This is a genomic window from Streptomyces sp. NPDC048288, assembly GCF_043201555.1.
GTDB lineage: Bacteria > Actinomycetota > Actinomycetes > Streptomycetales > Streptomycetaceae > Streptomyces.
Genome location: NZ_JBICZD010000006.1, coordinates 382,500 through 407,681 on the forward strand (window position 1 = coordinate 382,500; position 25,182 = coordinate 407,681).

Sequence of the window (25,182 nt, forward strand, 5' to 3'; positions counted from 1 at the left end):
CTCAGCCGGTCCCGTGCACGCCTCTCGTCCGGTCCCCCGCGCGGCGGCCCACTGCGGGGGGCCGAACCCGACGGTCGTCCGCCGCTTGCCATCCGCCTCCCCCTACCGGTGTTCGGGGTTCTCGTTGTCGCGGCGGCAGCCGGCGTCCCAGGCGGTGCGCTGGTTGCCGTAGGCGGGAATGCCGCCCAGGTCCTTCAGCACCCGGGCCAGGTGCAGCAGGTTCCAGGTCATGAAGGTCGTGTTGCGGTTGGTGAACTCGTTCTCCGGACCGCCCGAGCCGGGGTCGAGGTACGACGGCCCGGGGCCCGCCTCGCCGATCCATCCGGCGTCCGCCTGCGGCGGGATGGTGTAGCCCAGGTGCTGCAGGCTGTAGAGGACGTTCATGGCACAGTGCTTGACGCCGTCCTCGTTACCCGTGATCAGACAGCCGCCGACCCGGCCGTAGTAGGCGTACTGGCCCGCCTCGTTGAGCAGGCTGGAGCAGGCGTAGAGACGCTCGATCACCCGCTTCGTCACGGAACTGTTGTCGCCCAGCCAGATGGGCCCGGCCAGCACGAGGATGTCGGCCGCCAGGACCTGCCGGTACAGGTCCGGCCAGGCGTCCGTCGCCCAGCCGTGCTCGGTCATGTCGGGCCACACCCCGGTGGCGATGTCGTGGTCCACGGCGCGGACGACGTCGACGTGCACTCCCTGCGCTTCCATGATGGCGGTGCTGCGGTCGATCAGCCCCTGGGTGTTGCTGGTCTCCGGCGAGCGCTTGAGGGTGCAGTTGATCACCAGGGCGCGCAGGTCGTCGTACCGGGCCGGCGGTGCGTCGGTGGCGGGCGACGAAGCGGTCACACGATCCTCCTGAGGGGCCCTGCCATCACATGGTGCGTGGCAAGTCGTCCATGTCCGAGGTCCAGCATGCGAGTCACTTTCGTCAGGTGCCACAGCAGTGCCTCCGAATGACCTCGACCGCATCCGTCCGCTGTGGTGCGGTCTCCGGCACCGGCTGGGACCCTGGGCCTGTGGCAATCGACGTGACCGTGCGCCGGGTGATCCCGCTGCCGCCCGACCGGGTCGCCGCGTACGCCATGGACTGGCGTCACGACGCGGAGTGGACCCAGGGCATCCGCAGGGCCGAGCTGACCAGGGAGGCGGACGGCGGTGGGTTCGGCGTGGGTGCCGAGGTCACCCGTACGGCCCGGTTCCTCGGTCGGCGCTTCGACTACGTCCTGCGGGTGACCGGGTACGACCCGCCGCGGCTGCTGGACATGGTCGCTTCGGCCGCCCCCATGCCCATGCACGTCACCTACTCCTTCGAGTCCCATCCGCGGGGAACCCTGGCCGGTATCCGGGTCCGCGGTGGCCCCGGCGGCCTGCTCCGGCTGGCCGAACCCCTGACGTCCCGCCAGGTCCGGTCCTCTCTCGGCAAGGACCTGCGCGCTCTCGAACGTCGGCTCACCGGTCGCGAAGGCGGCACGTGACGGCGTACGACGAAGGACGGGCGGAGACTGGCGGAGCGGATCCGGTCCGAGCGGGTCCAGAGGACATGGACGCCGCACCGGCCTGTCCGGGCGCGCGGATCTCCTACATGACGGACCGTCCGACGCGCGGCTGGATCGTGGTCGCGTCCTCCGCCGTCGCTGAGGACGAGGTGCTCGGCGAGTGGATCGGCCAGAGGCACGCCCTCGCGGCGAGCCTGCCGTCCGAGCAGGACCCGCTACCGCGCCGAGTGGTTACGGACCGGACGGTCGGCCGGTCCGGACACCGGCTCAGCCGGGCGTCCGGCTGTCGAGCGAGCGCAGTGCGGCGGTCATCGTCGTGCGCTGCTCCGGGTGGTGGCGCAGCGCGGCGTGCCGCTCGCGCCCACGGCACCCGGCTGGTCGTCACGCACGCCGACGACCGGGCCAGGTCGATCCTGGACCAGGTCGGCCTCGCCCGCGCGCTGCCGGTCCGGCGGGGCGCGTCCTGAGCGGCGCGTTCAGACCGTTCCGGCCGGACGCTCCTCCGGAGTGTGGCCGCTGCGGGGCCAGGAGGCGTTGCCCATCTCCAGGGTGAAGGGCACCGGGTCGCTGTCGGATCCCCGGATCATCTCGTGCATCTCCCACTCCCCCGAGCCGTTTCTGACGAACTCGGCCACGGTGGTGGCGGTGGAGTCGGCGACCTGCGTGAAGTCGTCGGCCAGCAGTTCGGTGTAGCGCTGGACGACCAGCACCCCGGCGTTGTGGATGTCGCCGAAGGTCCGGCGTCCGCCGTCCTGGTGGATGACCACCCCCACCACGACCCGGCCGTAGGCGGCCGCGAGGCGGTCGAACTCCAGCACCATCACCTCGACGTAGCCGAAGCCCTGGCCGGTCCGGCTGTGCCGGGTCATGTTGATCGTGCCGTCGGGTGACCGGCTGTCGTAGTGGACGATGTACTCCGGCCGTCCGTGGGGGTCGTCCGCGGAGTAGGTCGCTGCGACGATGTCGAGATGCCGGGCCGGTTCCCCGAAAGGACTCGGGTCCCATTTCAGCCGTACCTCGACCTTGCCGAGTCCCTCGCCGACAGTGCTCACCACCGGTTGTCGCCTCCCCGCGCCGGACCGCTGAGGGCCCAGTCGGCCCCCACCCGTGAAGTATGGCCTGTGACCAGCGAATTGATGCTTCCTTGACGCCCTTCTCGACGAGCGGTGCGGAGGGACGGGACGGGGGTCACCCCTGACGGTGTTCAGGTTGCGTATGTTTCTGCCCGATGACCTGGTGCGCCGCGCGGGCCGGGTACGAACCTGGACACGGGGACGTTTCGGGAAGACGGGAGCCGGACGTGCGCGCACGTGATCTGGCGGTGGAGTACCAGTCGGTGAGCGTCGACAGCGACGCGCTGGAGGCGGCGCGGCTGATGGCCGAGCACAAGCTGCCGGCGCTGCTCGTGCTGGACGAGCGCGGGGAGCCGAAGGCGATCCTGCCGGCCTCCCAGATGGTCAAGGTGCTGGTCCCGGCATACGTCGTCGAGGACCCCGCGCTCGCGGCGGTGGTCGACGAGCAGCACGCCGACCGGCTCTGCCAGGCGCTGGCCGGCCGCCGGGTCGGCGACTGCCTGTCGGGTACGGCACCCGCGCCACCGATCGCCGACCCGGACGACACCGCGCTGGAGGTCGCCGCACTGATGGCACGGGTGCGCAGCCCCCTCGTCGCCGTCGCCACGAAGGACAAGGCCGGCACTCATCTGCTCGGAGTCGTCACCGCCTCGCACCTGCTGCACGAGCTGCTGGGCAGGGCGGGCGCGGCGGGTACGCCGACCGCCTGAGCCGGCAGCCGGCAGCCGGCTCAGGCCAGGGCGAAGTACCGCACCCACAGGTACAGAGCGCTGATCAGCACGGTCACGGCCGTGACGACGAGGCCGTACTTGGTGAACTGCCAGAAGGAGATGGGCTGCCGGTTGCGTTCGGCGATGCCGAGGACGACGACGTTGGCGCTGGCGCCGATCGCGGTGGCGTTGCCGCCCAGGTCGGCGCCCAGGGCCAGCGCCCACCACAGCACGTGGTGACCGTCGGCCGCGCCGCCCATGTCCTTGACCAGGTCGGCGGTGATGGGTGCCATGGTGGCCACGTAGGGGATGTTGTCGACGACGCCGGACAGCACCGCCGAGCCGCCCAGCAGGGTGAGCATGGCGCCGAGTTCCCGGCCGCCGGTGGCGTCCGCCAGAGCGCGGGACAGCTCCCCGATGACCCCGGTCCCGATCAGGGCGCCGACCATCACGAACAGGCCGGCGAAGAAGGCGAGGGTGGGCCACTCCACCTCGCCCAGGACGTCCCGGGTGTCCACCTTCGACACGGCGACCAGCAGACCGGCGCCGAGCAGGGCGACCACGCTCGGTTCGTAGTGCAGCACGGGGTGCAGGACGAAGCCGGCGACGACGAGCGCCAGGACGGCCAGCCCCTGCCACAGCAGCCGTGGGTCGCGGATGGCCTCGCGTTCCGTCAGGGCCATGACCTGTTCGGCGCGCTCCTCGTCGTAGACGAACGCCTTGCGGAACAGCACCCGGCACAGCGCCAGCAGTACCACCGTCAGGACGGCGGAGATCGGGGCGAGGTGGACCAGGAAGTCGTTGAAGGTCAGTCCGGCGCGGCTGGCGATGATGATGTTGGGCGGGTCGCCGACCAGGGTCGCGGTGCCGCCGATGTTGGCGGCGAACACCTCGGCGATCAGGAACGGCGCGGAGGGGAGAGCGAGGCGCTCGCACACCAGCAGGGTGACCGGGGCGACCAGCAGCACGGTGGTGACGTTGTCGAGGAGGGCGGACGCCGTCGCCGTGATGAGTATCAGCATCGCCATCACCCGGAAGGGTCTGCCCCGGGCCCGCTTGACCGACCAGATCGCCAGGTACTCGAACAGGCCGGTCTGCCGGAGCACGCCGACGATCGCCATCATCCCGAGCAGCAGGAAGATCACGTTCCAGTCGATGCCGGTGTGCTCGGAGTAGAACGCGGCCTTGTCGTCGGTGGCGCTGATGACGAGCATCAGTCCGGCGCCGCCGAGGGCCGCGGCCGTCCGGTGCACGCGCTCGCTGATGATCAGGACGTACGCGCCCGCGAACACGGCCACGGCCGCCCAGCTCTGCCAATCGCTCATACGGCGGTCTTTCTCTCCATGTCGGCCTGCGGGGTCTGCGTGGTCGGGCGCGTCGTCACACCACCGAGGCGAAGCCCATGGGCCCGAACCACGCGGCGGTGAGCTTCTCCCGCCGCTCGAACCGGGCGCCGGCCAGTGAGATCAGCAGCGACGCCGGGCGGATCAGCGCGATCGCCGGCGCCGGCAGCGTGGCGAACTTCGCCGGCTCCGCGGGGAACGCGGCCGGGTAGGGGTTGGCATGGGTGCGGTGGCACAGGCCGTAGAGGATGACGAGCCCGGAGAGCAGTACCGCGATCAGCAGCGCCACCCCGAAGACAGCGACGAGTACCACTGGTCACACCCCGATCGGAAGAGAGAACACCTCTGTTCGCCGACCAGGCTTCCCGGCACACCGGTGGGAACCCTACCTGTTCTTGATGCGTCTTTGACAGAACGCTTACGCGCACCGTCGCGGAGGCCAGGTTGCCGGTGCCCGGCAACGAGTCTCGCGCGCGGGGCTACGTGGCGGCCGTCGACGACGGGTGGGCGGTCGCACCGGCTGCCACCGGGACGGTGGGAATCATCGTGAGCCCGCCGCCCGGGGTGTCCTCGGCCGCGAGAGTGCGGCCCATGGCCTCGGCGAAACCCTGGGCGACCGCGAGGCCGGGCCTCACTCCGGTGCCGCGCGGAGCGTCGCCGTGGCGCCGGAAGCGCCGGCGCCCTTCTCGGCCGGCCGGGCCGGCCGCCGGACGAGAGTCGGATCAGTCCTGCTCATGCGGGAACCCGCTCCGGTGGGCCCGTGCCGTCCGACGCCGGTCCCGACGTACCAGTGCGCTCGTGCAGACCGCCACGACCAGTACGGCGACGGCGACGGGGATCAGGAAGGGCGTCATGGGCTCTCCTTCCGCGCGGCCGTGTGCCGGGTGCCGGGGCAGGCGGCCCGGTCGATCGCCGCCTCCACGGCCGCGATCCGGTCGGCGAGCAGTGCGAGGGCGGAGACGGCGCGGGTGAGCGGGTCGCTCTCCGGGCCGCCGAGGGACTGGGTGCGGACGTACGCGGTTTTCACTTCGCTCCACCGCACGGCCTGCTCGGCGGTCAGCGTGCCGCGCAGCTCGGCCAGTTTCAGCAGGTTGGCCTCGGCACCGGAGGTGAGGGTGCGGGCGTCGGCGGTGTAGTGGTCGTCGAGGACGGCGGCGAGTTCGGCGCGGTCCATGACCGGCTGGATGCGCTGGGCGATCCTGTTCATGGTGCGGTAGGAGCCCTGGAGCCGGAAGGGCGGTTCGGTGCGGGTGGCGTCGGGCTGGGCGGCCGAGGCGATGTAGGCGGCGTTGACCGCGAGGACCGTCTCCCGGGCGGCCAGCAGATGGCGCAGCACCGCCAGGATCCGTTCCAGCTCGGCAGGCGGGTACGGGTGCAGGAGGCGGTCCGCGCGGGCCGTGGGGTCGCCCTCCGCCATACGGACCAGCAGGTCGAGGTCGGCCCGGTCGCGACCGGCGAGCGGGGCGAGGTCCGGGTTGGCGGTCAGGGCGTTCTCGATGAAGCTGAGCGCGAAGGCGTCCTCCCTGCCCGTCAGGACGTCACCGAGGTTCCACACGTCGGCGCGGTTGGCGAGCATGTCGGGGACCTGGAAGCGGCCCCCGGACCCGGTGTAGGGGTTTCCGGCCATGCAGACGGCGAAGCGCTTGCCCCTGAGGTCGTAGGTGTGCGGCTCCCCGTCCCGTACGCCCTCGATGCGGCGGGTGGCGTCGCACAGCGGGATGAACCTCTGCAGCAGTTCGGGCGAGGTGTGCTGGATGTCGTCCAGGTAGAGGAGGGTGTTGTTGCCGGCCTCCAGCGCGAAGTTGATCTTCTCGACCTCCCGGCGGGCCGTGACGTCCGGGGCCTCGGCGGGGTCGAGCGAGGTGACCGCGGGCCCGAGCGCCGGGCCGTCGACCTTGACCAGGAGCAGGCCGAGGCGGTCGGCGACGTACTCGACGAGGGTCGTCTTGCCGTAGCCCGGCGGGGAGACGAGCAGGAGGAGGCCGCCGGTGTCGGTGCGCTTCGTCCCGCCGGTGGTGCCGAGCTGCCCGGCGAGGCTGTCCCCGATCAGCGGCAGGTAGACCTCGTCGACGAGCCGGTTGCGGACGAACGTGGGCGTCACCCGCGGCCGGTGCTCGTCCAGCCGGATCCGCGTGCGCTCGGCGGCCACCAGTGCCGTGCGGCGCCGTTGGCAGGCGCGGTGCGCGGGGATCTCGTGGGTGCGGAACTCCCGGGTGCGGGCGAGGAGTTCGTCGATCCGGACGGTGAGCGTACGGCGGCTGATGCGCGGGTGGGTGCCGAGCAGCCCTTCGACGGTCTCGGTCAGCGGTGCGTCGGATTCGTAGCGGAGAAGCTCCGGGCAGAGCTCGGCCGCCACCGCCTCCGCGAGGTCTCCGGCGTCGACGTCCACCCCGGTCGCCGTGGTGTACGACGTCAACCACCCCTCGACGAGTTGCCGGCGGTCGGCCAGGGGACCGATGGCCGTGAGGTCGTCTTCGTACGCCGACGTACCCACGGCGCGGCGGAACTTGTCGAGCAGCGTGCGGGCGCCGGTACTGATGACGAACCCGGCGGGCCCGGTGGTGAGTTCCTCGAAGAGGTAGCCGGCGGCGGTGGTCGCGGTGGGGCCGCCGATCGCCTCCGACAGTTCCTCTTCCAGGTCGGCGATGGCCGGGGCGAGGCCGAAGGTGTCGCGGGCGCGGGCCAGGGAGCAGGCCCGGGTGGTCCAGGCCGTGCGCTCGCCGGGGGTGGTTCCGTGCGCCCAGAACAGCTGGGCGGCGGCGCGGGCGGCGGGCCGGTGGCGGAGCGGGCCCGCGCCGTCGTGCAGACGCAGCAGGGCCGCGAGGATCAGTACGGCGTCGTGGTCGTGGACGCCTCGCTCGTACCCCTCGTCGTAGGCCGCCTCCGCCGCCTGCCGGACCAGGCCGGGCAGGTCGGCCTCCGCGAGCGCGACCGGGCCGTGTTCGTCCAGGAGCCGGGAGGCGAGGTGTTCGGCGCGGTAGACCGCCGGGGACTCCGAGGGCAGCGGGCGGTCCCAGTAGGGGCGGGTGGCCGCGAAGTCCGGGTCGGTGACCGGCGCGCGGTAGTCGGTGCCGGTGACGGCGAAGGCGAGGCCGTCGCCGTGCGGGACCAGGGTGAGTTCCAGGGGCTGGGTGTGGACGGCGAAGCGGTGGGTGCCGAGGCGGAGCGTACGGCCGTCGTCGGCGTACAGGTCACCGCGGTCGCGCAGGGCACGCAGGGCCTCCTGGCGGGCTGCCTTGAGGCGGCCGTCGAGTTCCTCCGCCCGTACCTGGTCGCCGAGTTCGCGGAGTTCGCCGATGGCGCGGCGGATCTTGGCGGGCAGCGGGTCGGAGCTGAAGTACGTGGTGACGGCGTCCGTGTCCGCGAGGGTCGCGGCACGCCGGGTCACCGTGCCGAGGACGCGGGCGGCGGAGTCGGCGAGGCGTTCGGCGCGGCGGGCGCGGGCGTCGGCGAGGCTCTGCTTGCGGGCGGCGAACGCCTCGTGGACCTCGTCGCGCTTGTCGGCGAGCGTGCCGAGGAAGTCGTCGGACTCGGCGAACCGCGACTCCAGGTCCTCGATGTGCACGAGAACCCGGGCCAGTTGCTCGTCGCACGCCTCGGGGCTGCCGGCGGCGGCGAGCGCGCCGGTGACGGTCTGGCCGAGCAGGGCGGACTCGGCGGCGAACGCGGCGCGTCCCTCGTGGTCGAGGAGGTCGCGGCGGCGGCCGTCGAGGGTGGCGCGGGCGCGGTTGAGACCGCCGAGGATCTCGGCGATCCGCTCCAGGACGACGGTACGCACGGTGGCGTCGCCGCCGTCGAGCCCGGCGACGACCTCGGTCACCGTCCGCAGCCCGTCGGCGAGTTCGGCGAGGCGTGCGGAGACCGGCGCGGCCTCGGCGGCCGTGACGATCGCCCCGGCGTCGGCGCTGAGCCGCTCGACGTCCGCCCGGTGTTCGGCGAAGGCGTCCTCGCGGGCCAGGTGGGTGACGGCCCGCCGGCCGAAGGCGGCGAGGTCGGCCTCGGTGGCGCCGGCCAGCTCGTCGATGCGGGCGGTGTCCGCGTACCGCCTGTCCCTGAGAGTGAGCAGGTGCCCCTGGGCATGGCGGAGTTCGGTCAGGCCGGCGACCCAGCCTGCGGCGCCCGGCGGGACCTCGCCGCGCAGACGTCGTACGACCGCGGCGATCCGCGCGTCGGCCTCGGTGAGCGCGGCGGCGGTCTGCCGGGTGAGGGTCTGGACGGTCGCGAACTCGGTCAGCACCTGTTCTGCCGTGGCGCGGACCTGTGCGAGCGGCTCGTTCAGGTCGCCGAGTTCCGGATCGCCCAGCCAGTGGTGGATGTCGGTCGCGCGGACACACGCGGCGGCCAGTGCTTCGTACACCTCGGTCGTAGGTGTCGACTCGGCGACCGCGCGGGTGAGGGACAGGCAGTCGGAGATGCCGCGCACCAGGTCGGCGTTGCCGATCCGGGCGAGCGGACCGGTGCCGAGTGGCCGCGCGGCCGCGTGGGTGTCGGAGACGTACGGGGAGTTCCACAGCTGGAGCGGGTGCACCCGCCGGGCGTCGTCGCCGTCGGCGTGCAGGACCGCCAGCATGCCGTCCTCGAACAGGGCCCAGCCGTGGCCGGACAGCGGGGCGGCGACCTCCTTGCGGATCATGTTGTACGACAGCAGCAGGCTGCGGCCCGTGACCCGCGAGTGGAAGGCGTACAGCACGTCCTCGCCGTTCGGCGAGCGCACCTCGCGCTCGAACTCCAGGTCCGCGATGTCGAGGTCGTACGTGCGGTGGGTGCCCGTGGCCAGGCAGTAGCCGCCGGGGAAGACGACGCCCTGGTCCTCGGGCAGGCGGCGGCAGGCCGGGCCGATGCCGTCCAGGCGGACGACGTTCCTGGTCAGCGTGTTGAAGACCAGGTGCCGGTCGGCGTCCTCCTTGTAGGGGCGGATCCGCAGCAGGACCAGCGAGCCCACGCGGGCGTGGGCGATGTCCGCGTCGGCGAGGGACTGCAGCGGCTCGTCGACCGGCTCGGAGTAGATGCCCTCGTCCGTCCCGGTGTCGTTCTCGACCTTGACGGTCAGTGTCCCGCCGAGCGTGTCGACGAACACCTCGCCTCCGACGGAGACGTGCGGATGGCGGCCCGGGACGTGGTCCTCGCGGGTCGTCGCGGTCCACTCGACGTCGTGGGACGGTGGCGGGACGTGGTCGCGGTCACCGCGCGCGTCCACGAACGACGCCCGGCCGTCGTCGGTGAGTGCCCAGCGCAGGACGCGGGTGTCGCCGGCCTGGTCACCGGTCTGGAAGACGGCGAGCAGCTTGCCGTCCACCCGGTGGAGCCGGAGCAGCCGGGCCTGGCGGTAGTAGCGGTGGAGGTCGGCCGTCTCGCGGACGAACGCCGGGTCGTCGAGCAGGCCGGGGACGGCGTCGTCGGGCAGCCGGTTCAGGTCCCGGTCGTAGAGCGCGAAGACGTCGCCGACCGCGTTCCCGTTCCCGGGCCCGGAGTTGTGGCCGAGGAGGAGCGTGTCGCCCACGGCGACGAGGTCGCGGGGCACACTGGCGTGCCCGGTGCGCAGTTGTCCGGTGCCGGCGAGTTCGAGGCGGGTCGAGCCGAACTGCTCGGTGCGGCGGGCGTTCAGGGCCTCGGCGCGGCGGGCGAGTTCGGCGGCCTGGGCGGTGAGCCGGATGCGCAGCACCTCGTAGGCGCCGGCGTCCGGGGCGACGGCGCCCGGAGCTGCGTAGGCGCCGGTGTCCGGCTTGTCGGTGCCCTGTGCCTCGTACGTCCCGGTGTCCTGACCGGTGCTCATGGATCCCTCTCAGCAGATCGAAGGAGATACATGGCCCGGAGCCGCCGTCCCCTGTGCGGCGGCTCCGGACCACGAACCGGTCAGCCCCTGGCACTGCCGTTGAGGGCGGCGAGCGGGGTGTCGGCGAGCCCCAGTTCGCCCGCCCTGTCCAGCAGTTGCTGGAGCTGCCCGGGGTTCGCGGCGCCCGACGTCATGAGCTTCGTCAGCAGCGCGGACACGGTCAGGTCCCGGATGCCGGCCGCCGAGACGGAGCCGAGGGCACGGCCGAGGTCGTCGGGAAAGCTCGCGGATCCGTCCAGCCAGGGCCCGGCGAGCGCCTGCGCGGTGTCGGAGTTCTGGACGAACCCGTCGACGCTCTTGCCGAGCGAGATCGCGGAGACGAGCCGGTCGAAGAAGAGGGACTCGCCGCCGACGATGTCGATGTCCGCGTTCTCCAGGCCGGTGGCGAGCACCGTGGCCTGCGCCTCGGCGATCTGCCGCTGCGCGTCCAGCCCGGCGAGCCGGATGTCCTTCTCGGCCGCCAGCCGCAGCCGGTACTCCTCGTGGCCGCGGGAGGCGTCGTCCAGGGCGGCCATCGCCGCCGCCTTCTCGGTGAGGCCGGCGGCCTCCGCCTTCAGCTTCTCGCCGATGCCCTCGGCCTCGGCGAGCGCCTTGGCCCGGGTGCCCTCCGCCTCGGCGCGCAGCCGTGCCTCGGACGCGGCGGCCTCCGCCCGCCCGGCCTTCTCGATGACCTCGGCCTCCTTGTCGCGGACCTGCACGGTGGCCAGTCCCTCGGCGGCGGCCTCGGCCCGGACGCCCTCGGCGAGCCGCAGCTTGGCCTGGGCGTCCAGGTCGGCGGTCTTCAACCGGGCCTCGGCGAGGGTGATCTCCTGCGCGGCGCGGTGCACGGCGGCCTGTTCGGCGGCCTCGGCGGCCTTGATGTCCTTGACCAGCTTCTCCTGGGCCTCGGCCTCGGCGGCGATGACGACCGCCTGCCGCTCCCGCTCGGCCTCCTCCACGGCCCGCAGCTTCTTGATGGCCTCCTCCTGCTCGGCGACCGTACGGTCCACGGCCACCCGCTCCCGGACGACCTCGGCGATCTCGCGCTTCTCGGCCTCGACCTCCTTGTCGGCGGCGATCCGGGTCAGCTGGGTCTCCCGCTCCCGCGCGATGACCTCAAGGAGGCGGTCCTTCTCGACCCGCTCGCCCTCGACGGCGATGACCCGCTCGCGGTTCTTCGCGGCGACGGCGATCTCCCGGGCCTGGTTCTCGCGCTGCACACCGAGCAGTTCCTCGGTCTTCAGGAACGCCCCCTGCGCCCGCAGCCGCTCCTCCTCCACCACCCGCGCCGTCTCGGCCTCCTCGCGGGCCCGCACGGTCTCGATCTCGCGCTTCTGCTTGATCTCCGCGTCCGTCTGCCGGCGCTCCAGCTCCAGAATCGCCTCGCGGGCGTCGACGTTCTGCCGGGTGATCTCCTTCTCCTCGGTGCGCTGGGCCTCGTTGGTGCGCACGTGCTCCACGGCCGTCAGCTCGGTGATCTTCCGGATGCCCTGGGCGTCGAGGACGTTCGCCGGGTCGAGCTGGGACAGCGGCGTCTGCTCCAGGTAGTCGATCGCCGCGTCCTCCAGGTGGTAGCCGCTGAGGTCCACGCCGATCAACTCGATGATCTTGTAACGGAGTTCCTCGCGCTTGGTGTAGAGGTCGGTGAAGTCCAGCTGCTTGCCGACGGTCTTCAGCGCTTCGGAGAACTTCGCGTGGAACAGTTCCTGGAGCGTCTTCTGGTCGCTGGCTCTCGCCGTGCCGACGGCCTGGGCGACCTTGACGACGTCCTGGGCGCTCTTGTTGACCTTCACGAAGAACGAGATCCGGATGTCGGCGCGGATGTTGTCCCGGCAGATCAGCCCGTCCCGGCCGGCCCGGGTGATCTCGATGGCCTTCACCGAGATGTCCATCGTCTCGGCCTTGTGCAGCACCGGCAGCACGACCTGCCCGGTGAACGTCACGTCTACCCTGCGCAGCTTGGAGACGATCAGCGCCTTGCCCTGCTCCACCTTGCGGAAGAGCAGGGAGACGACGGCGACGGCGAGCAGGCAGACGGCGATGAGCACGCCGATGCCCATGGTCATGGGAGTCATGGCATACGTCCTTGAGGCGTAAGGGAGTTCGAGCGTTCCAGCGCGAAGGAAGGAGAGAGGGGAACCGGGCCGGGCGGGGCTCAGGCGGCGCGGTCCCACTGCGCACGCCGAGTCGCCACGGGTTCGTCCGGGTCGTCCTGTTCATCCGGGAAGAACCGGTGCAAAGGCCGCACGAGCAAGCGGGTGACGGGCCAGGCAAGGAGCAGCGCTCCCACGGGGGCGACCAGACGCAGCAGCCCGGTGACGGGCCCCGGGGGCCCGACCGCACTGAGCACCACCACGGCCGAGACACTCAGGGTCCAGGCGAGCACCGTCAGCAGCGAGAGAGCGACCGCCACGGGCACCCCGCCCATGGGCCACGCCCGCAGATCCACGTCCGCGTCGAAGCTGCCGATGTCGGCCAGATGCGCAAGGGCCAGGAGCCAGAAGCACACCACCGCCACCATGGCCGTGGTCGGGAGGATGGTGGGCAGTCCGGTGGCGGCCACCAGAAACGTCCGCATGCCCTGCCCCCTCTCGGCCCGCGCCGCTCGTGTCCATGGGGACGCGGATCAGATCCGGGTTCCGGTGCGGGCACCTGCCGGTGTCCGGCACCGGAACCGTCCGCGGTGCTCCCCGCGAGCCATGGTCCACGACCGGAGCCGCCCCGCGCATTGCCGGTGTCCGGCAGTGTTCATTAGGGTCTGGATGCCGGTGACCGCTAAGAATCCGTCAGCGGCGCGTCAAGATTCCGGGGGACGACGTGACAGACGGGCACATACCCGAGCGGTACCTCGACGGCTACGCCCGCATCCTCGCCGAGGTCTCCGCCACCGGCCGACGCCTCACCCGGGACGAGATCGCCTCCCGCCGCGCCCTGGGAGAACAGGCCGCCGAGGCCGGCCACGGCCTGCGCGCCCTGGTCAGCGCACACCTCGTGGCCGCCCGCACGGCCTGGCCCACCACCGGCTCCGCAGACGAGGCACTCGCCGCCGTCCAACAGGTCGTCGACGCCTTCGCCGAGGGCTTCGAACGCGCCCAACTGCTCGCGGTACGCCAGGAAGAGGCCGCCCGCCGGGAGTTCATCGACGACCTCCTCTACGGCCGCAGCAACCTGGGCCGCCTCTCCGAACGCGCCGAGCGCTTCGGCCTGCGCCTGTCCCACGCCCACGCGGTCGCCGTAGCCCAGGGCGCCACCGCCTACGGCGAGGGCGACCCGGTCCCCAGACAGGTGGAACAGGCCGTCATCGCCCGGTTCGGCGACCGCAGCGTCCTGCTCACCACCAAGGACGGCCGGCTGCTGTGCATCGCGCCCGGCCACCAGGCCGATGTCCTCACCCACTTCGCCAAACAGGCACACGCCGCCACCGACGGCGGCCGGGTCGCCATCGGCCGCCCCCAGCCCGGCCCCGGCGGGGTCGTCCAGTCGTACGAGGAGGCACTCAACGCGCTCGAACTGGCCGAGCGCCTCGACCTCGACGAGCCCGTCCTGCGCGCCGCCGACCTGCTGGTCTACCCCGTCCTCACCCGCGACCGGCAGGCCATGGCAGACCTCGTCCAGGGCACCCTGGGCCCGCTCGTCACCGCCCGCGGCGGCGCCGAACCCCTCCTCGACACCCTCACCGCCTACTTCGACTCCGGCTGCGTGGCCACCGAGGCGTCCCGGCGCCTTTCCCTGAGCGTGCGCGCCCTGACGTACCGCCTGGACCGCATCCACAAGCTCACCGGGGCGAACCCCACGGACCCGACCCACCGGTACATGCTCCAGACGGCGGTCATCGGGGCACGGCTGCTGGACTGGCCCGCGACGGCTCTGTGATGCCGACGACCACGGTGGCCTCGACAACGGCGCCGACGGGTACCTGGCCCGCGGCGCCTGGCCTCGCGCGTTCGGATGCGGTCCGGTCGCCGAGTACCACTCCAGTCCTCGACGGCCGTAGCTCCCGTTTCTCGATGTGTTTCCGGAAGGCTCGCGGTGGTGCCGTTTACGGCCGTGTGCGTCAACCGGAGCTGAAAGCAGCCGGGGTGGCCTCCGCCGATCATGTCCGGGCCGTGGAACCCGTCACCCCGTCACTTCGTGACCGAGTACGAGTGCGCGCCCGTTCCCGCCAGGGCACCGCCGTCGACGATCAGGTACTCGTCGCGGATCGGGCGGCCCGCCAGCCACGACTCCAGGATCTCCCGGGTCCCGGCGGCGTAGCGGGCCTGGGCGGACAGGGAGGAGCCGGAGATGTGCGGGGTCATGCCGTGGTGCGGCATGGTCCGCCAGGGGTGGTCGGCGGGGGCGGGCTGCGGGTACCAGACGTCACCGGCGTAGCCCGCCAACTGGCCGCTGCGCAGGGCCCGGTCGATGGCGTCCCGGTCGACGATCCTCGCGCGGGCCGTGTTGATGAGGTAGGCCCCGCGCTTCATCGTGGCCAGCAGTTCGTCGCCGAACAGTCCCTCGGTCTCGGGGTGCAGCGGGGCGTTGACGGTGACGACGTCGCAGTGCGGGACCATGTCGGCCGCGCTCTCGTGCCAGACCAGGCCGAGCTCGCGCTCGACGTCCTCGGACAGCCGGTACCGGTCGGTGTAGTGCAGCTTCACGTCGAAGGGCGCGAGGCGCCGCAGGACGGCGAGGCCGATACGGCCGGCGGCCACCGTGCCGACGTGCATGCCCTCCAGGTCGTACGAGCGGGCCACGCAGTCCGCGATGTTCCAGCCGCCCTCGAGGACGACCTGGTGGGAGGGCAGGTAGTTGCGGACCAGGGACAGCGTCATCATGACGACGTGCTCGGCGACGCTGATGCTGTTGCAGTAGGTCACCTCGGCGACCGTCACCCCGTGCGCGATCGCCGCGTCGAGGTCGACGTGGTCGGAGCCGATGCCCGCGGTGATCGCCAGCTTCAGGTTCGGCGCGGCGGCGATCCGCTCCGGGGTGAGGTACGCCGGCCAGAACGGCTGCGAGATGACGACGTCGGCGTCGGCGAGCTCACGGTCGAAGACCGACCCGTCGCCGTCCTTGTCGCTGGTGACGACGAGGGTGTGGCCGGCCTTCTCCAGGAAGGAGCGCAGGCCGAGTTCGCCGGAGACGCTGCCGAGGAGGTGGCCCGGGGTGAAGTCGACGGCCTCGGGGGTCGGGGTGGTCTGGCCGCCGGGGTAGTGGTCGATGGCGGGGAGGTCGTCGCGCGCGTACTCGGTGGGGTATCCGTCGGTGGGGTCGTCGTACAGGACACAGAGCACCTTGGCCATGTCGCGGCTCCTCAACTGGCGTTGCGGGAAGGTGCCGTTCACGATCCTCGGAGTCGTACGCGCTGGTCAAAGCGTTCCTCGCTATGACCGGATAGACCGCTTCTATCAGCCGCGTCCGCCCGGACAGAAGGGGAGCAGCTCGTCCAGGGCATCGCGTACTCCCGCCTCGCGGGCCGTCGTCACCGGTGAGCTTCCGCGCACCGAGGTCCCTTTCAGGGGGATCGCCCGGCCTCCAGGCCAAGCGGGTCACGGCGGACGGCGGACGGCGGACGGCGGAGCAGGATCGTGGTCGCCCCCGTGCGGCGCGGCCACCGCGACGAGGCGCTGCGCGAACTCCTCGCCCAGCTGGCCATCGCCTCCGGCCTGACCCTGATCGCCGCCGGTGCCCAGAACCTGCGCCTCGACGTGCCCGCCGACCGCGACGACGAGATCACCCGCCTCGGCCACACCCTCAACCACATGCTCGACCGTCTCGAAGCCTCCGCCGGGCGCGAGCGCCGAAGTCCTCCAGGAGGAGCAGGCCGCCGACCGCCGCGTAGCCCCAGTGGTCGAGGAGCGGGGCCAGGTCGGCGAACACCCCGGGCAGGGGAGGTGCGGGCATGGCGGATCACTTCTGGAATCGAGGCTACCGGGCGGACGGACCCACCACTCGGCTCCCGGTGGCCCGGCGGCGGACGGCGGTGAGCAGGGGGCCGAGGGCCAGCAGGGTGCCGAGGGCCGCGTAGCCGTGGGTGAGGGTGGTGAGCGAGGCGATGACGGCGACCAGCAACGGCCCGCCGGCGTCGCCGAGTTCGCGGCCGAGTTCGGCGGCGCCCATGGTCTGGCCCAGGCGCTCCCGAGGGGTCGAGGAGGCCAGCGCGGCGAAGCCGAGCGGGGTGATCAGACCGGTTCCCACGCCGATCAGCGCGGCCCCCAGGAGGACCCCGGTCAGCCCCGGCAGCATCGCGCAGCCCAGCCCGGCAGCGGTGAACAGCAGTCCTGCGGTGATGCCGGACCCGGTCGTCAGGCGCCCCGCGTCCAGAGCCCGCCCGGCCCGCGGCTGGACCACCGCCGCGCAGGCGGCCAGCACCGACACGGCCGCACCGGTGGCCACCGTCCCCAGCCCGGCGGCCCGGCCCGAGACCGGCAGGAAGCCGACCCCGACCGAGAGGGCGGCGGTCGCCGCCGCCAGCGCGGACGTCGGGACCAGGAAGGCGGGGTCGGTGAGGCGGCGGGCAAGGTCGAGGACCGTCTGCCGGGTCTTGGGCAGCGGCGGTACGACGGGAACGGCGACCGCGGCCCACACCGCGACCGCCGCGCCGAGCACGGCCAGCACCGTGAACAGCAGCCGAAGCCCGCCGGCCCACACCAGCACGCCGCCGAGCAGCGGGCCGAGGGTGTAACCGATGGACTTGTAGAAGCCGTAACCGCCGAACGCGCGACCGTGCTTGGCGGCCGGGTTGAGGCGGGCGACCAGGGCGGAGGCCGACGGGGAGAAGGCGGAGGCCGCCGCACCCTGGCCGAGGCGGGCGGCCCACAGCCACCCCGGACTGTCGGCCACGGCGTACAGCGCGGAGGCGACGGCGAAGGCGACGAGGCCGCCGAGCAGGACCGGACGCGCTCCGACCCGGTCCGCGAGGGTGCCGAACACCGGCTTCAGGAGCACCTCGGCGCCGTCGTACAGGGCGAGCAGCCCGCCCAGGACCAGCAGCGAGGTCACCGCGCCCTCGGCGTCACCGCCGAGGCTGGCGGCGATGCCGTGCGCGCCGAAGGCGGTGGTGAACCCGGCCGCGTACAGCGGCCGCATCTGCCGGTCGGGCGCCGACGGGGTTCTGGCCGTCCGGCTCATCGGTCGTCGTCCTCCGGTGTGCCGTGCAGGGCCGCGAAGACGCGCTCCGCGTAGTCCTCGCAGGCGGCGGCGCACTCCTTGAGCCGCTTGCCGGCCTCGGCGGCCTCCGGTGCGCCGAACACGTCACGCGCGGTGAGATCGCGGTGCCAGCGTCGCAGCCGCTCCAACGACTGCTCCTCTTCCTCCAGTTCGGCGAGGGTGAACTTGGCGATGCGGATCTCCTTCGCCAGTTCCTCCTCGAACTTGCCGCAGTCGGAGAGGAACTCCGTCCAGTCCTCCGACCGCGCTGCGGTGAACAGCGCCTGGAAGCGGGCCGCGTCCTCGGGCCCCCGCCCGGACGCGTTGAGGGTCACCGCGTGCCCCTCCCCCGCCTCCGTCAGCTCCAGCGCGCGGGCGATGCCGTCGGCGAAGACGGGGACGTCCGGTACGGCCCAGACGCCCTGCCCCAGCGAGAGCGCACCGATCCTGCGCAGCTCCCGCCAGACCCCCACCCGATGCCGCGACGGCTGGGCGGGCAGTCTGATCACGAGGACGAGCCAGCGGCCCACAGGTTCTGCATTCGACACGGTTTCGAATGTAGCAGGCGTTACATTCATGATCGTACGAGTGGGTGAGTCCGGGTGGCCGTAGAGGAGGTCAGGCGTTCAGTGCTCCGGTGGCCGGCAGGCCGAGCAGGGCCACGCCGATGACGATGCGGTAGATCACGAAGGAGACGGCGGTCCCGACGGCGAGTGGTGCGGCTCCCACCCCGGCACCCACGGCGTCCTTCAGCTCGTACAGGCCGGCGCCGGTCAGGGCGGGGATGCCGAGGAAGAACGCCAGGCGGGTCGCCGCCACCCGGTCCAGGTCGAGGACGAGCGCCGTGGACATGGTGGCGCCGGAGCGGGAGAAGCCGGCTCGCCGTACCTGGCCTTCATCGTGGCCCTGCACGTGGCCACCGCCGCGGCCCTGTTGTTCTTCTACCGCGAGGACTGGGTCCGGATCTTCCGAGCCCTCGTCGGCGTCGCCCGCACGCGCCGCGTCGAGACCTCCACCGAACGCCTCGCCATGCCGCTGATCGTGGCCACCGTCCCGGTCGGCATCACCGGCCTGGCCCTGGAACACACCTTCCGCACCCTCTTCGCCAAACCGCTCGCGGCGGCGGTCTTCCTCACCCTGAACGGCCTGATCCTGCCGGCCGGAGAACGGCTTCGGCGCCGCTCCGAGCAGCGGGCCACGGCGCCGGCCCTTCCGGGCGGTCCGGGAGCGGCACTGGCGACCGGGACCCGTACGGCGGGGACGGCGATCCGGAAACTGGAAACCCTGAGTTACCGGGGGCCGGCGTCATCGGCCTGTTCCAGACCCTGGCCCTGTTCGCGGGGATCAGCCGGTCGGGCATCACCTTGGCCGGCGGGCTGCTGCGCGGCCTGGACCACGAGGACGCCGCCAAGTTCTCCTTCCTGCCGGCCACCCCGGTGATCCTGGCGGCGGGCGTCCTGAAGTTGCCGACCTCGGCCGGTCCCGCCGGCGCCCACATCCACGGCCAGGTGACCGTCGGATTCTGCACCGCCGCCGTCGCCGCCTCCATCGCCGTCCGCTTCCTGTCCCGCTGGTTCACCACCCGCACCCTCACACCGTTCGCCGTCCACTGCCTGCTGGCGGGGGCGGTCAGCGCCGTCCACTTCGCCTGACAGATCACCTCGCGGGTGGGGGCCGTCAGTCCTCCACACCCCGTCGCACGCGCCGCGACGGGGCGAACTCGTACAGGTCCAGGACGGCGGGCGGGTCGGCGAGGCCGGGGCCGCCGGCCGCCACCCAGTCGGCGATGTCGGCCGTCGCGTCGGGGTCGTTGACCAGGCCGAGCCAGACCGGCCGGCCGCCGGCCGCGCGGCCGGCGGAGGACGGCTGGACGACGATGACGTTCGCCTGCTCGCAGGCGTCCAGGCAGTTCACCGCCCGGACCCGGGCGACCGGACCCACCTGGGACTTGAGCGTGGCGAGCTGGGCGGCGTGGTCGACGCCGGGGATCTTGTCGGTTCCGCAGCAGCAGCCCCGGCAGACGGTGACCGTGCACCGGGGCTCACCCTGTGCGGCGGGTGCCTTGCGGCGGCTCATTCGGCGGCCCGCTGCCAGGCCGTTTCGCGCAGCAGGCGCAGTCCGTTGAGGCCGACGATGACGGTGGAGCCCTCGTGGCCGGCCACGCCGAGGGGCAGCGGCAGGGTACCGATGAGATCCCAGGCGACCAGGCCGGCGATGAACAGGCCCGCGATCACCAGGTTCTGCACGACCAGCCTGCGGGCGCGCCGGGACAGCGCGACCACGGCCGGAACCGTGCGGAGTTCGTCGCGCACGACCACGGCGTCGGCGGTCTCCAGCGCGAGGTCGGACCCCGCCCGGCCCATGGCGACGCCGGTGTGGGCGGCGGCGAGCGCCGGAGCGTCGTTGACTCCGTCGCCGACCACCAGCACCTTGCGGCCCGATGCTTCCAGTTCCCGCACGGCGGCCACCTTGTGCTCGGGCAGCAGTCCGGCCCGCACATCGTCGATGCCGACCTCGGCGGCGAGGCGGGCGGCGGCACGGGGGTTGTCACCGGTCACCAGAAGGGGCGCTGATCCTACGAGGGCGGTCAGCGCGGACACGGTCGCGCCGGCGTCGGCACGCAGCCGGTCGGCGATACCCAGCAGCCCGGCCGGAGCGCCGTCGACGACGACCACGACGGCGGTCCGGCCGCCGTCCTCCAGCTCACGGGCGACCACCATGGCCCGCGCGGATCGCGGGTCCCCGGCCCCGGTCAGCAGCCGTGCCGGCGCCCCGACGGAGATCGCGTGGCCGTCGACGGTCGCGGTGACCCCGACACCGGGGGTGGAGGTGAAGTCCTCCGCGGCCGGCAGGGCGAGGCCCTTGTCCCGGGCCGCGTCGACGACGGCGCGGGCGAGCGGGTGTTCGCTGGGGCGCTCGGCCGCGGCGGCGAACGTCAGCAGTTCCTTCTCGTCCGGCCCGGCCCCGGCGAGCGGCCGGATGTCGGTGACGCGCGGGGTGCCCTCGGTCAGGGTGCCGGTCTTGTCGAGCGCGACCGCGTCGGTCTCGCCGAGGCGCTCCATGACCACGGCGGACTTGACCAGCACACCGTGCCGGCCGGCGTTGGCGATGGCGGAGAGCAGCGGCGGCATGGTGGCCAGGACGACCGCGCACGGCGAGGCCACGATCATGAAGGTCATCGCCCGCAGCAGCGAACCGGTCAGCGCCGCCCCGAAGGCGAGCGGTACGAGGAAGACGGCGAGGGTCGCGGCCACCATGCCGAGCGAGTAGCGCTGTTCGACCTTCTCGATGAACAGCTGGGTCGGCGCCTTGGTCTCCGACGCCGCCTCCACCATGCGCACGATCCGGGCGATCACCGAGTCGGAGGCGTCACGTTCCACCCGCACGCGCAACGCGCCGGTGCCGTTGAGGGTGCCCGCGAAGACCTCGTCGCCCGTCTCCTTGGCGACCGGCAGCGGCTCGCCGGTGATGGTCGCCTGGTCGACGTCGCTCGCGCCGTCCAGGACCCGCCCGTCGGCGCCGACCCGCTCGCCGGGCCGCACGAGGACCAGGTCGCCGACAGCCAGCGCCTCGACGGCGACGGTCTCCTCCTCCCCTGCCGCCGTCAGCCGCGTTGCCGCGGCCGGGGCCAGGTCGAGCAGACCGCGCACGGAGTCGGCGGTGCGGGCGGTGGCCAGCGCCTCCAGGGCACCCGAGGTGGCGAAGATGACGATCAGCAGCGCGCCGTCCATCACCTGCCCGATCGCCGCCGCCCCGAGGGCCGCCACCACCATCAGCAGGTCGACGTCGAGGGTCTTCTCCTTCAGGGCCTCAAGTCCCGCCCAGCCCGGTTCCCAGCCGCCGGCCGCGTAGGTCAGTGCGTACAGCGGGCCCCAGGTCCAGGCCGAGGCGCCGGTCAGCTGCAGCGGCAGTGCCACCAGGAAGAGCACCAGGGCGGCGGCGGCCCAGCGGGCCTCGGGCAGCGTGAGGACACGGGTGCGTCGGGGTGCGGTGCCCTCACGCGCGGGCGCGGCCTGGCCCGGGGACGGCGGGGCGAGGGTGGAGGAGGTCATCGGAGCGGGGGTCCTTCATGACGGACGGTACGGCGCGGCCGCGGACACCGCATGCACCGGATGCAGCGGTTCCGCACCCCCACCGTACAGGACCACATGAAGAGACGTTCATGTGTTCATGTCTACTGGTCCGTAGGATGAAGCACATGGGCCATGGAGCTGACGCCGAGAACACCACCACCGCCGCCGCCACCGTGCGAGAGCGCCTGGAGACCGTCGGCGCCACCGACGTGGCCACCACACTGCAGGCGCTGGCCACCCCGTCCCGGCTGCGGATCCTGGCCCGCCTGCAAGAGGGCCCGTGCGCGGCGACCGAACTCGCCGACGCCGTCGGCATGGAACAGTCCGCCTGCTCCCACCAACTGCGGCTGCTGCGCAACCTCGGCCTGGTCACCGGTGAGCGGCGCGGCCGCTCGGTCATCTACGCCCTCTACGACAACCACGTCGCCGAACTCCTGGAGCAGGCCCTCCACCACGTCGAGCACCTGCGCCTCGGCCTGCACGACACCCCTGCCACGGCAGGCACGTCGACTGGGGCGGTCACCGTCACCCGGGTGAACTGAGTCGCCCTCTCAGACGTCCACGGGAACCGGCTCCCTCACCTTCAGGCGCCCGTCGCGGCGCGGTCGCGCCACCAGTGCCGCGCATCCGAACCCAGCACCGGCCGGTACCACCCGCGGCAGCCACCTCACTCCAGCGTCGAACAGCGCCTCGACGGCCAGGTTGCCGAGCGAGATCGCGATATCCGAGGCGGCGTGGTGCGTGGCGACCACCCGCACGGCGTAATCCACGCCCGCCGCGTCTTCGTCACCTGGAGCACGGAAAGTCCGACTCGTGCGACCCGTCCGCACCGCACCCGACGGCGACCCGCCGCAGCGCGCCACGGGCGCCGATCGCGGCCATCCTGGATCCAGCGAGCGACAGCTCTCGCCGCCGATCACCTACAGGTTCCGCAGGGGAGCCGCATCATCGGTGACCGAGTTGACGACACCGGCAGCCCAAATCCGCCCCGGATTCGATAGGCGGGTGTGATGACTTTGTGCGGTTGTGTCTTCGCACCTGGCGCGGTGCGGGTGGAGCGAGTGCGGGTGGCTGCGTGTTCGGCGCGGTGAAACTCTCGAGGAGACAGGTGGCCGGCGTCGATCATCCGGGCGGGACCGACCATGCCATCAGGGGCCGCCGTCCTTCTCCGTCTCCCCGGGCCCACCGCGACGGAGGGCGTCCCTCATTGCGCTGAGCTTCGCGGTTGTCGCCGGGGTCCATTCCTTCTTCTGTTCAGCGCGACGGAGGGCGCCCTCGATCTCGCTGAGCTTCGCGGAGGACAGGACGCCCGCCCGCTCGATCAGGTCGTCCCGGGACACCGTGGTCAGCCACGTGCAAGGGGTAAGGCCCGGGCGCGGGAAACCGAACCGCAGCACGCCTTCAAGGGGCAGTCCTTCCGCGGCACCCACCGCCACCTCGATGCCCAGGCCGCTGATGTCGACGCCCGCCGGAGCGACGACCTGCATCACCCGGATCCCGGACGCGTCGTCTCCCGACAGCAGGACGACCAGCCGCCGCTCGTCGAACTCGACCCACCAGACTTCGCCACGTTGCACATGCCCTCCTGACACGGGACGGCGGGCGGACCGGCCCTGACGCGCTGTGGAGACGGGGGCGGCCACCGTTGACCATCGGTGTGTGAAGACCGAGGGTAAGCGGTGTCGCGGTCGCGCCGGTTCCCTGACCTCGGCTCCGGCCGCTTGGCCACCGGCACCCGGACCTCAACGGGACCAGCGGAGGCAGCCTCAGACCTGCGGGCCGAGGTTTCGGTAGATCTCCGTCGTCGCCTGGGAGAAGTCCATGGTCATGAAGTGGAGGCCGGGGGCTTCCTCGCCGATCAGGCGGCGGTGCTGAGGCTGGGGATGCGGCGCAGCGAGCGGATCGTGGTGACCGGCATGATCTCCGGGATGACCGGCGTCGGACATCCCGCGGCCGCCACGCGGTCGCGGAAACGCAGGTAGGTAGGTGTCCACGTCGAAGAACATCTGGGTGATCGCGTAGTCGGCTCCGGCCCGGCACTCGTCCACGAAGTGCCTGATCTCGCCGTCCCAGTCGGGTGAGCGCGGATGCAGTTCCGGGAAGGCCGCGACACCGACGCAGAAGTCGCCCGACTCCTTGATCAGGCCTGGCGGTCGAGGTCCTCGCCGTGCTCCAGCAGGGCGAGTCGGGTGGTCATGCGGAAGGCGCGCCGGCCGGGGCGCAGCCGTGGGGAGAGGTGAAGGGTGCGCACTTTCTCGTCGTAGCGGTGCAGCCGTTCGCCGAGGTCTGTGCCCGGGCCGGGCTGGACACCGTCGTCTGCGAGGCGGACGCGATCGCGGCCCGCACCGCCCGCGACCGGGTGGCCGACTCCCTGGACCGTGCCGTGCGGCGTGGCGAGCTGGCCCCGGAAGCCGCCGACGACGCCCTCGCCCGCCTCGTCCTCGCCGGCAGCCCGGACGATCTTGCCGACCGGCAGCTCGTCGTCGAGGCCGTCATCGAGAACCCGGACGCCAAGACGGAGATCTTCGCCGCCCTCGACAAGATCGTCGAGGACCCGGCGGCCGTCCTGGCCACCACCACCTCCTCGATCCCCGTCATGCGGCTGGGGATGGCGACCAGCCGTGCGGACCGGGTCGTCGGCCTGCACTTCTTCAACCCGGTCCCCGTCCTGCCGCTGGTCGAGGTGGTGACCTCCCTGCACACGTCACCGCAGACGGTGGCGACCGCGACGGAATTCGCCACCGCGGTCCTCGGCAAGACGGGCATCCGCTCCCAGGACCGGGCGGGGTTCGTCGTCAACGCCCTGCTCATCCCCTACCTCCTCGCAGCCGTCCGAATGGCTGAATCCGGCTTCGCCACCGCCACCGCCACCGACATCGACACCGGCATGGAACTGGGCCGCGCCCACCCCGTGGGCCCGCTCAAGCTCGCCGACCTGATCGGCCTGGACACCGTCGCCTCCATCGCGGAGTCCCTCCACGACGCGTTCCGGGAACCCCTCTACGCCCCGCCGCCGCTGCTCCAGCGGATGGTGCAGGCGGGACTGCTCGGCCGTAAGTCCGGCCGGGGGCTCCACACCTACGACCAGGGCTGAGGGCCTGGTACGACGCGGGCTGAGGGGCCCGCGCCGCCGCAGGGGTGAGGGTCCCGCGCGGCGCGACGGGAAAAGGGCGGGAAGCGCGTGTGCGACGCTTCCCGCCCCTCCGCGTGCCGCTCCTGGCGTGTCCTGAAGTGTTCCCCGTCACCTTCCGGGTGCTGGACGGCTCCCTTCCGCGCGGGGCGAGAACCCGTAGGCTGGCCCGAGCAGCTGGTTCGCCCCGTCCGCCAGGCGGGGTGTCGCAAGAGGGAACCCGGTGAGAATCCGGGACTGCCCCGCAGCGGTGAGCGGGAACGACCGCCGTCATACGCACTGGGTCCGACGTACCGGGCCTGGGAAGCGACGGCCAGTAGGTGTCCGCCGGGAGACCGGAGGACGTGCCCGCAAGTCCGAAGACCTGCCAACTGCCCGTGCGCGGACCGTTCCGTGCGCGGACACCCCGGTGACCTCGAG

General features: G+C 72.5%; 23 protein-coding genes, 6 pseudogenes and 1 riboswitch. Of the genes and pseudogenes, 9 read left to right on the forward strand and 20 right to left on the reverse strand.

The window, feature by feature from the left end; all coding sequences use genetic code 11:
• Positions 1-102 precede the first annotated feature (102 nt).
• A complete protein-coding gene (locus tag ACGFZS_RS23680) occupies positions 103-840 on the reverse strand; it encodes a flavodoxin family protein (RefSeq protein WP_393654005.1) in 738 nt (245 codons plus the stop codon).
• Positions 841-1,010: 170 nt separating this feature from the next.
• Between ACGFZS_RS23680 and ACGFZS_RS23685 the strand changes: the two genes are divergently transcribed.
• On the forward strand, positions 1,011-1,469 hold the full coding sequence (locus ACGFZS_RS23685; RefSeq protein WP_393654007.1) for an SRPBCC family protein: 459 nt from the start codon (positions 1,011-1,013) through the stop codon (positions 1,467-1,469).
• A gap of 65 nt (positions 1,470-1,534) precedes the next feature.
• Positions 1,535-1,957 (forward strand): hypothetical protein, encoded by a 423-nt coding sequence (locus ACGFZS_RS23690; RefSeq protein WP_393654009.1) that lies wholly within the window; start codon positions 1,535-1,537, stop codon positions 1,955-1,957.
• A 9-nt stretch (positions 1,958-1,966) separates the two neighbouring features.
• On the opposite strand, the gene ACGFZS_RS23695 is transcribed toward ACGFZS_RS23690, so the two are convergent.
• Positions 1,967-2,542, reverse strand: coding sequence for a TerD family protein (locus ACGFZS_RS23695; protein WP_393654828.1), 576 nt, complete (start codon positions 2,540-2,542; stop codon positions 1,967-1,969).
• 248 nt (positions 2,543-2,790) lie between these two features.
• Here ACGFZS_RS23695 and ACGFZS_RS23700 point away from each other — a divergent pair, with 248 nt between their 5' ends.
• Positions 2,791-3,273, forward strand: coding sequence for a CBS domain-containing protein (locus ACGFZS_RS23700; protein WP_393654011.1), 483 nt, complete (start codon positions 2,791-2,793; stop codon positions 3,271-3,273).
• Between the two features lie 20 nt (positions 3,274-3,293).
• Here ACGFZS_RS23700 and ACGFZS_RS23705 read toward each other — a convergent pair whose 3' ends face one another.
• The 7 genes and pseudogenes from ACGFZS_RS23705 to ACGFZS_RS23735 form a co-directional block, all read right to left on the reverse strand.
• Complete coding sequence (locus tag ACGFZS_RS23705) at positions 3,294-4,598, reverse strand: SLC13 family permease (protein WP_393796797.1); 1,305 nt, start codon at positions 4,596-4,598, stop codon at positions 3,294-3,296.
• Between the two features lie 55 nt (positions 4,599-4,653).
• On the reverse strand, positions 4,654-4,929 hold the full coding sequence (locus tag ACGFZS_RS23710) for a hypothetical protein (RefSeq protein WP_393654015.1): 276 nt from the start codon (positions 4,927-4,929) through the stop codon (positions 4,654-4,656).
• 166 nt (positions 4,930-5,095) lie between these two features.
• Positions 5,096-5,287, reverse strand: a pseudogene (locus tag ACGFZS_RS23715) (hypothetical protein); the annotation flags it as partial.
• 51 nt (positions 5,288-5,338) lie between these two features.
• The gene (locus ACGFZS_RS23720) at positions 5,339-5,470 is read right to left on the reverse strand and encodes a hypothetical protein (protein ID WP_393654017.1); all 132 of its coding nucleotides are present in this window, start codon (positions 5,468-5,470) and stop codon (positions 5,339-5,341) included.
• The gene (locus ACGFZS_RS23725; protein WP_393796798.1) at positions 5,467-10,389 is read right to left on the reverse strand and encodes a DNA repair ATPase; all 4,923 of its coding nucleotides are present in this window, start codon (positions 10,387-10,389) and stop codon (positions 5,467-5,469) included. Before ACGFZS_RS23725 ends, ACGFZS_RS23720 begins: the two co-directional genes overlap by 4 nt.
• An 80-nt stretch (positions 10,390-10,469) precedes the next feature.
• Entirely contained in the window at positions 10,470-12,503 is a 2,034-nt protein-coding gene (locus tag ACGFZS_RS23730; protein WP_393796799.1) for an SPFH domain-containing protein, read from the reverse strand.
• Between the two features lie 80 nt (positions 12,504-12,583).
• The gene (locus ACGFZS_RS23735; protein WP_393654023.1) at positions 12,584-13,006 is read right to left on the reverse strand and encodes a hypothetical protein; all 423 of its coding nucleotides are present in this window, start codon (positions 13,004-13,006) and stop codon (positions 12,584-12,586) included.
• Positions 13,007-13,245: 239 nt separating this feature from the next.
• Between ACGFZS_RS23735 and ACGFZS_RS23740 the strand changes: the two genes are divergently transcribed.
• Entirely contained in the window at positions 13,246-14,301 is a 1,056-nt protein-coding gene (locus ACGFZS_RS23740) for a PucR family transcriptional regulator (RefSeq protein ID WP_393796800.1), read from the forward strand.
• A 251-nt stretch (positions 14,302-14,552) separates the two neighbouring features.
• Here the strand turns inward: ACGFZS_RS23740 and ACGFZS_RS23745 are convergent, their stop codons facing one another.
• Together ACGFZS_RS23745 and ACGFZS_RS23750 are read right to left on the reverse strand one after the other, a co-directional pair.
• Positions 14,553-15,713 carry an NAD-dependent formate dehydrogenase gene (locus ACGFZS_RS23745; RefSeq protein ID WP_393654027.1) on the reverse strand — a complete coding sequence of 387 codons (1,161 nt, stop codon included), beginning with the start codon at positions 15,711-15,713 and terminating at the stop codon, positions 14,553-14,555.
• Between the two features lie 246 nt (positions 15,714-15,959).
• Positions 15,960-16,172, reverse strand: coding sequence for a hypothetical protein (locus ACGFZS_RS23750; RefSeq protein WP_393797020.1), 213 nt, complete (start codon positions 16,170-16,172; stop codon positions 15,960-15,962).
• On the opposite strand from ACGFZS_RS23750, the gene ACGFZS_RS23755 reads away from it, so the two are divergent.
• Positions 16,119-16,397 carry a HAMP domain-containing protein gene (locus ACGFZS_RS23755; RefSeq protein WP_393654830.1) on the forward strand — a complete coding sequence of 93 codons (279 nt, stop codon included), beginning with the start codon at positions 16,119-16,121 and terminating at the stop codon, positions 16,395-16,397. The two genes, ACGFZS_RS23750 and ACGFZS_RS23755, sit on opposite strands and share 54 nt — an antisense overlap.
• Here ACGFZS_RS23755 and ACGFZS_RS23760 read toward each other — a convergent pair.
• The 3 genes and pseudogenes from ACGFZS_RS23760 to ACGFZS_RS23770 form a co-directional block, all read right to left on the reverse strand.
• Positions 16,339-17,499 carry an MFS transporter gene (locus tag ACGFZS_RS23760; protein ID WP_393654832.1) on the reverse strand — a complete coding sequence of 387 codons (1,161 nt, stop codon included), beginning with the start codon at positions 17,497-17,499 and terminating at the stop codon, positions 16,339-16,341. The genes ACGFZS_RS23755 and ACGFZS_RS23760 overlap by 59 nt on opposite strands.
• 38 nt (positions 17,500-17,537) lie before the next feature.
• Entirely contained in the window at positions 17,538-18,137 is a 600-nt protein-coding gene (locus tag ACGFZS_RS23765) for a Chromate resistance protein ChrB (protein ID WP_393796801.1), read from the reverse strand.
• A gap of 40 nt (positions 18,138-18,177) precedes the next feature.
• Positions 18,178-18,513 (reverse strand): annotated as a pseudogene (locus ACGFZS_RS23770) (undecaprenyl-diphosphate phosphatase); the annotation flags it as partial.
• Between ACGFZS_RS23770 and ACGFZS_RS23775 the strand changes: the two are divergent.
• Positions 18,472-18,693 (forward strand): annotated as a pseudogene (locus ACGFZS_RS23775) (undecaprenyl-diphosphate phosphatase); the annotation flags it as partial. The pseudogenes ACGFZS_RS23770 and ACGFZS_RS23775 overlap by 42 nt on opposite strands.
• A gap of 164 nt (positions 18,694-18,857) precedes the next feature.
• Positions 18,858-19,211: pseudogene (locus tag ACGFZS_RS23780) on the forward strand (undecaprenyl-diphosphate phosphatase); the annotation flags it as partial.
• A gap of 25 nt (positions 19,212-19,236) precedes the next feature.
• Here ACGFZS_RS23780 and ACGFZS_RS23785 read toward each other — a convergent pair.
• Both ACGFZS_RS23785 and ACGFZS_RS23790 read right to left on the reverse strand, forming a co-directional pair.
• A complete protein-coding gene (locus ACGFZS_RS23785; RefSeq protein WP_393654031.1) occupies positions 19,237-19,635 on the reverse strand; it encodes a (2Fe-2S) ferredoxin domain-containing protein in 399 nt (132 codons plus the stop codon).
• Positions 19,632-21,611, reverse strand: coding sequence for a heavy metal translocating P-type ATPase (locus ACGFZS_RS23790; RefSeq protein ID WP_393796802.1), 1,980 nt, complete (start codon positions 21,609-21,611; stop codon positions 19,632-19,634). The genes ACGFZS_RS23785 and ACGFZS_RS23790 overlap by 4 nt, the downstream gene beginning before the upstream one ends.
• A 146-nt stretch (positions 21,612-21,757) precedes the next feature.
• On the opposite strand from ACGFZS_RS23790, the gene ACGFZS_RS23795 reads away from it, so the two are divergent.
• The gene (locus ACGFZS_RS23795) at positions 21,758-22,174 is read left to right on the forward strand and encodes an ArsR/SmtB family transcription factor (RefSeq protein ID WP_393654035.1); all 417 of its coding nucleotides are present in this window, start codon (positions 21,758-21,760) and stop codon (positions 22,172-22,174) included.
• Between the two features lie 9 nt (positions 22,175-22,183).
• Here ACGFZS_RS23795 and ACGFZS_RS23800 read toward each other — a convergent pair whose 3' ends face one another.
• From ACGFZS_RS23800 to ACGFZS_RS23815, 4 genes and pseudogenes are all read right to left on the reverse strand, one after another.
• Entirely contained in the window at positions 22,184-22,402 is a 219-nt protein-coding gene (locus tag ACGFZS_RS23800; protein ID WP_393654037.1) for a hypothetical protein, read from the reverse strand.
• Positions 22,403-22,780: 378 nt separating this feature from the next.
• Positions 22,781-23,209 carry a type II toxin-antitoxin system PemK/MazF family toxin gene (locus ACGFZS_RS23805; protein WP_393796803.1) on the reverse strand — a complete coding sequence of 143 codons (429 nt, stop codon included), beginning with the start codon at positions 23,207-23,209 and terminating at the stop codon, positions 22,781-22,783.
• Positions 23,210-23,398: 189 nt separating this feature from the next.
• Positions 23,399-23,827 (reverse strand): annotated as a pseudogene (locus tag ACGFZS_RS23810) (methylenetetrahydrofolate reductase); the annotation flags it as partial.
• Positions 23,776-23,919 (reverse strand): annotated as a pseudogene (locus ACGFZS_RS23815) (Cro/Cl family transcriptional regulator); the annotation flags it as partial. The pseudogenes ACGFZS_RS23815 and ACGFZS_RS23810, both read right to left, overlap by 52 nt.
• Here ACGFZS_RS23815 and ACGFZS_RS23820 point away from each other — a divergent pair.
• Positions 23,899-24,726 carry a 3-hydroxybutyryl-CoA dehydrogenase gene (locus ACGFZS_RS23820; RefSeq protein ID WP_393797013.1) on the forward strand — a complete coding sequence of 276 codons (828 nt, stop codon included), beginning with the start codon at positions 23,899-23,901 and terminating at the stop codon, positions 24,724-24,726. The pseudogene ACGFZS_RS23815 and the gene ACGFZS_RS23820 sit on opposite strands and share 21 nt — an antisense overlap.
• A gap of 212 nt (positions 24,727-24,938) precedes the next feature.
• A riboswitch (cobalamin riboswitch) is annotated at positions 24,939-25,135 on the forward strand.
• Positions 25,136-25,182 lie beyond the last annotated feature (47 nt).

What these genes read in the sequence shown, in the direction of transcription:
- ACGFZS_RS23690 (WP_393654009.1), top strand. Translation starts at nt 1,535, where the DNA reads ATGGACGCCGCACCGGCCTGTCCGGGCGCGCGGATCTCCTACATGACG.
- ACGFZS_RS23705 (WP_393796797.1), bottom strand. Translation starts at nt 4,598, where the DNA reads ATGAGCGATTGGCAGAGCTGGGCGGCCGTGGCCGTGTTCGCGGGCGCG.
- ACGFZS_RS23720 (WP_393654017.1), bottom strand. Translation starts at nt 5,470, where the DNA reads ATGACGCCCTTCCTGATCCCCGTCGCCGTCGCCGTACTGGTCGTGGCG.
- ACGFZS_RS23725 (WP_393796798.1), bottom strand. Translation starts at nt 10,389, where the DNA reads ATGAGCACCGGTCAGGACACCGGGACGTACGAGGCACAGGGCACCGAC.
- ACGFZS_RS23730 (WP_393796799.1), bottom strand. Translation starts at nt 12,503, where the DNA reads ATGACTCCCATGACCATGGGCATCGGCGTGCTCATCGCCGTCTGCCTG.
- ACGFZS_RS23735 (WP_393654023.1), bottom strand. Translation starts at nt 13,006, where the DNA reads ATGCGGACGTTTCTGGTGGCCGCCACCGGACTGCCCACCATCCTCCCG.
- ACGFZS_RS23745 (WP_393654027.1), bottom strand. Translation starts at nt 15,713, where the DNA reads ATGGCCAAGGTGCTCTGTGTCCTGTACGACGACCCCACCGACGGATAC.
- ACGFZS_RS23760 (WP_393654832.1), bottom strand. Translation starts at nt 17,499, where the DNA reads ATGCGGCCGCTGTACGCGGCCGGGTTCACCACCGCCTTCGGCGCGCAC.
- ACGFZS_RS23765 (WP_393796801.1), bottom strand. Translation starts at nt 18,137, where the DNA reads ATGAATGTAACGCCTGCTACATTCGAAACCGTGTCGAATGCAGAACCT.
- ACGFZS_RS23785 (WP_393654031.1), bottom strand. Translation starts at nt 19,635, where the DNA reads ATGAGCCGCCGCAAGGCACCCGCCGCACAGGGTGAGCCCCGGTGCACG.
- ACGFZS_RS23790 (WP_393796802.1), bottom strand. Translation starts at nt 21,611, where the DNA reads ATGACCTCCTCCACCCTCGCCCCGCCGTCCCCGGGCCAGGCCGCGCCC.
- ACGFZS_RS23795 (WP_393654035.1), top strand. Translation starts at nt 21,758, where the DNA reads ATGGGCCATGGAGCTGACGCCGAGAACACCACCACCGCCGCCGCCACC.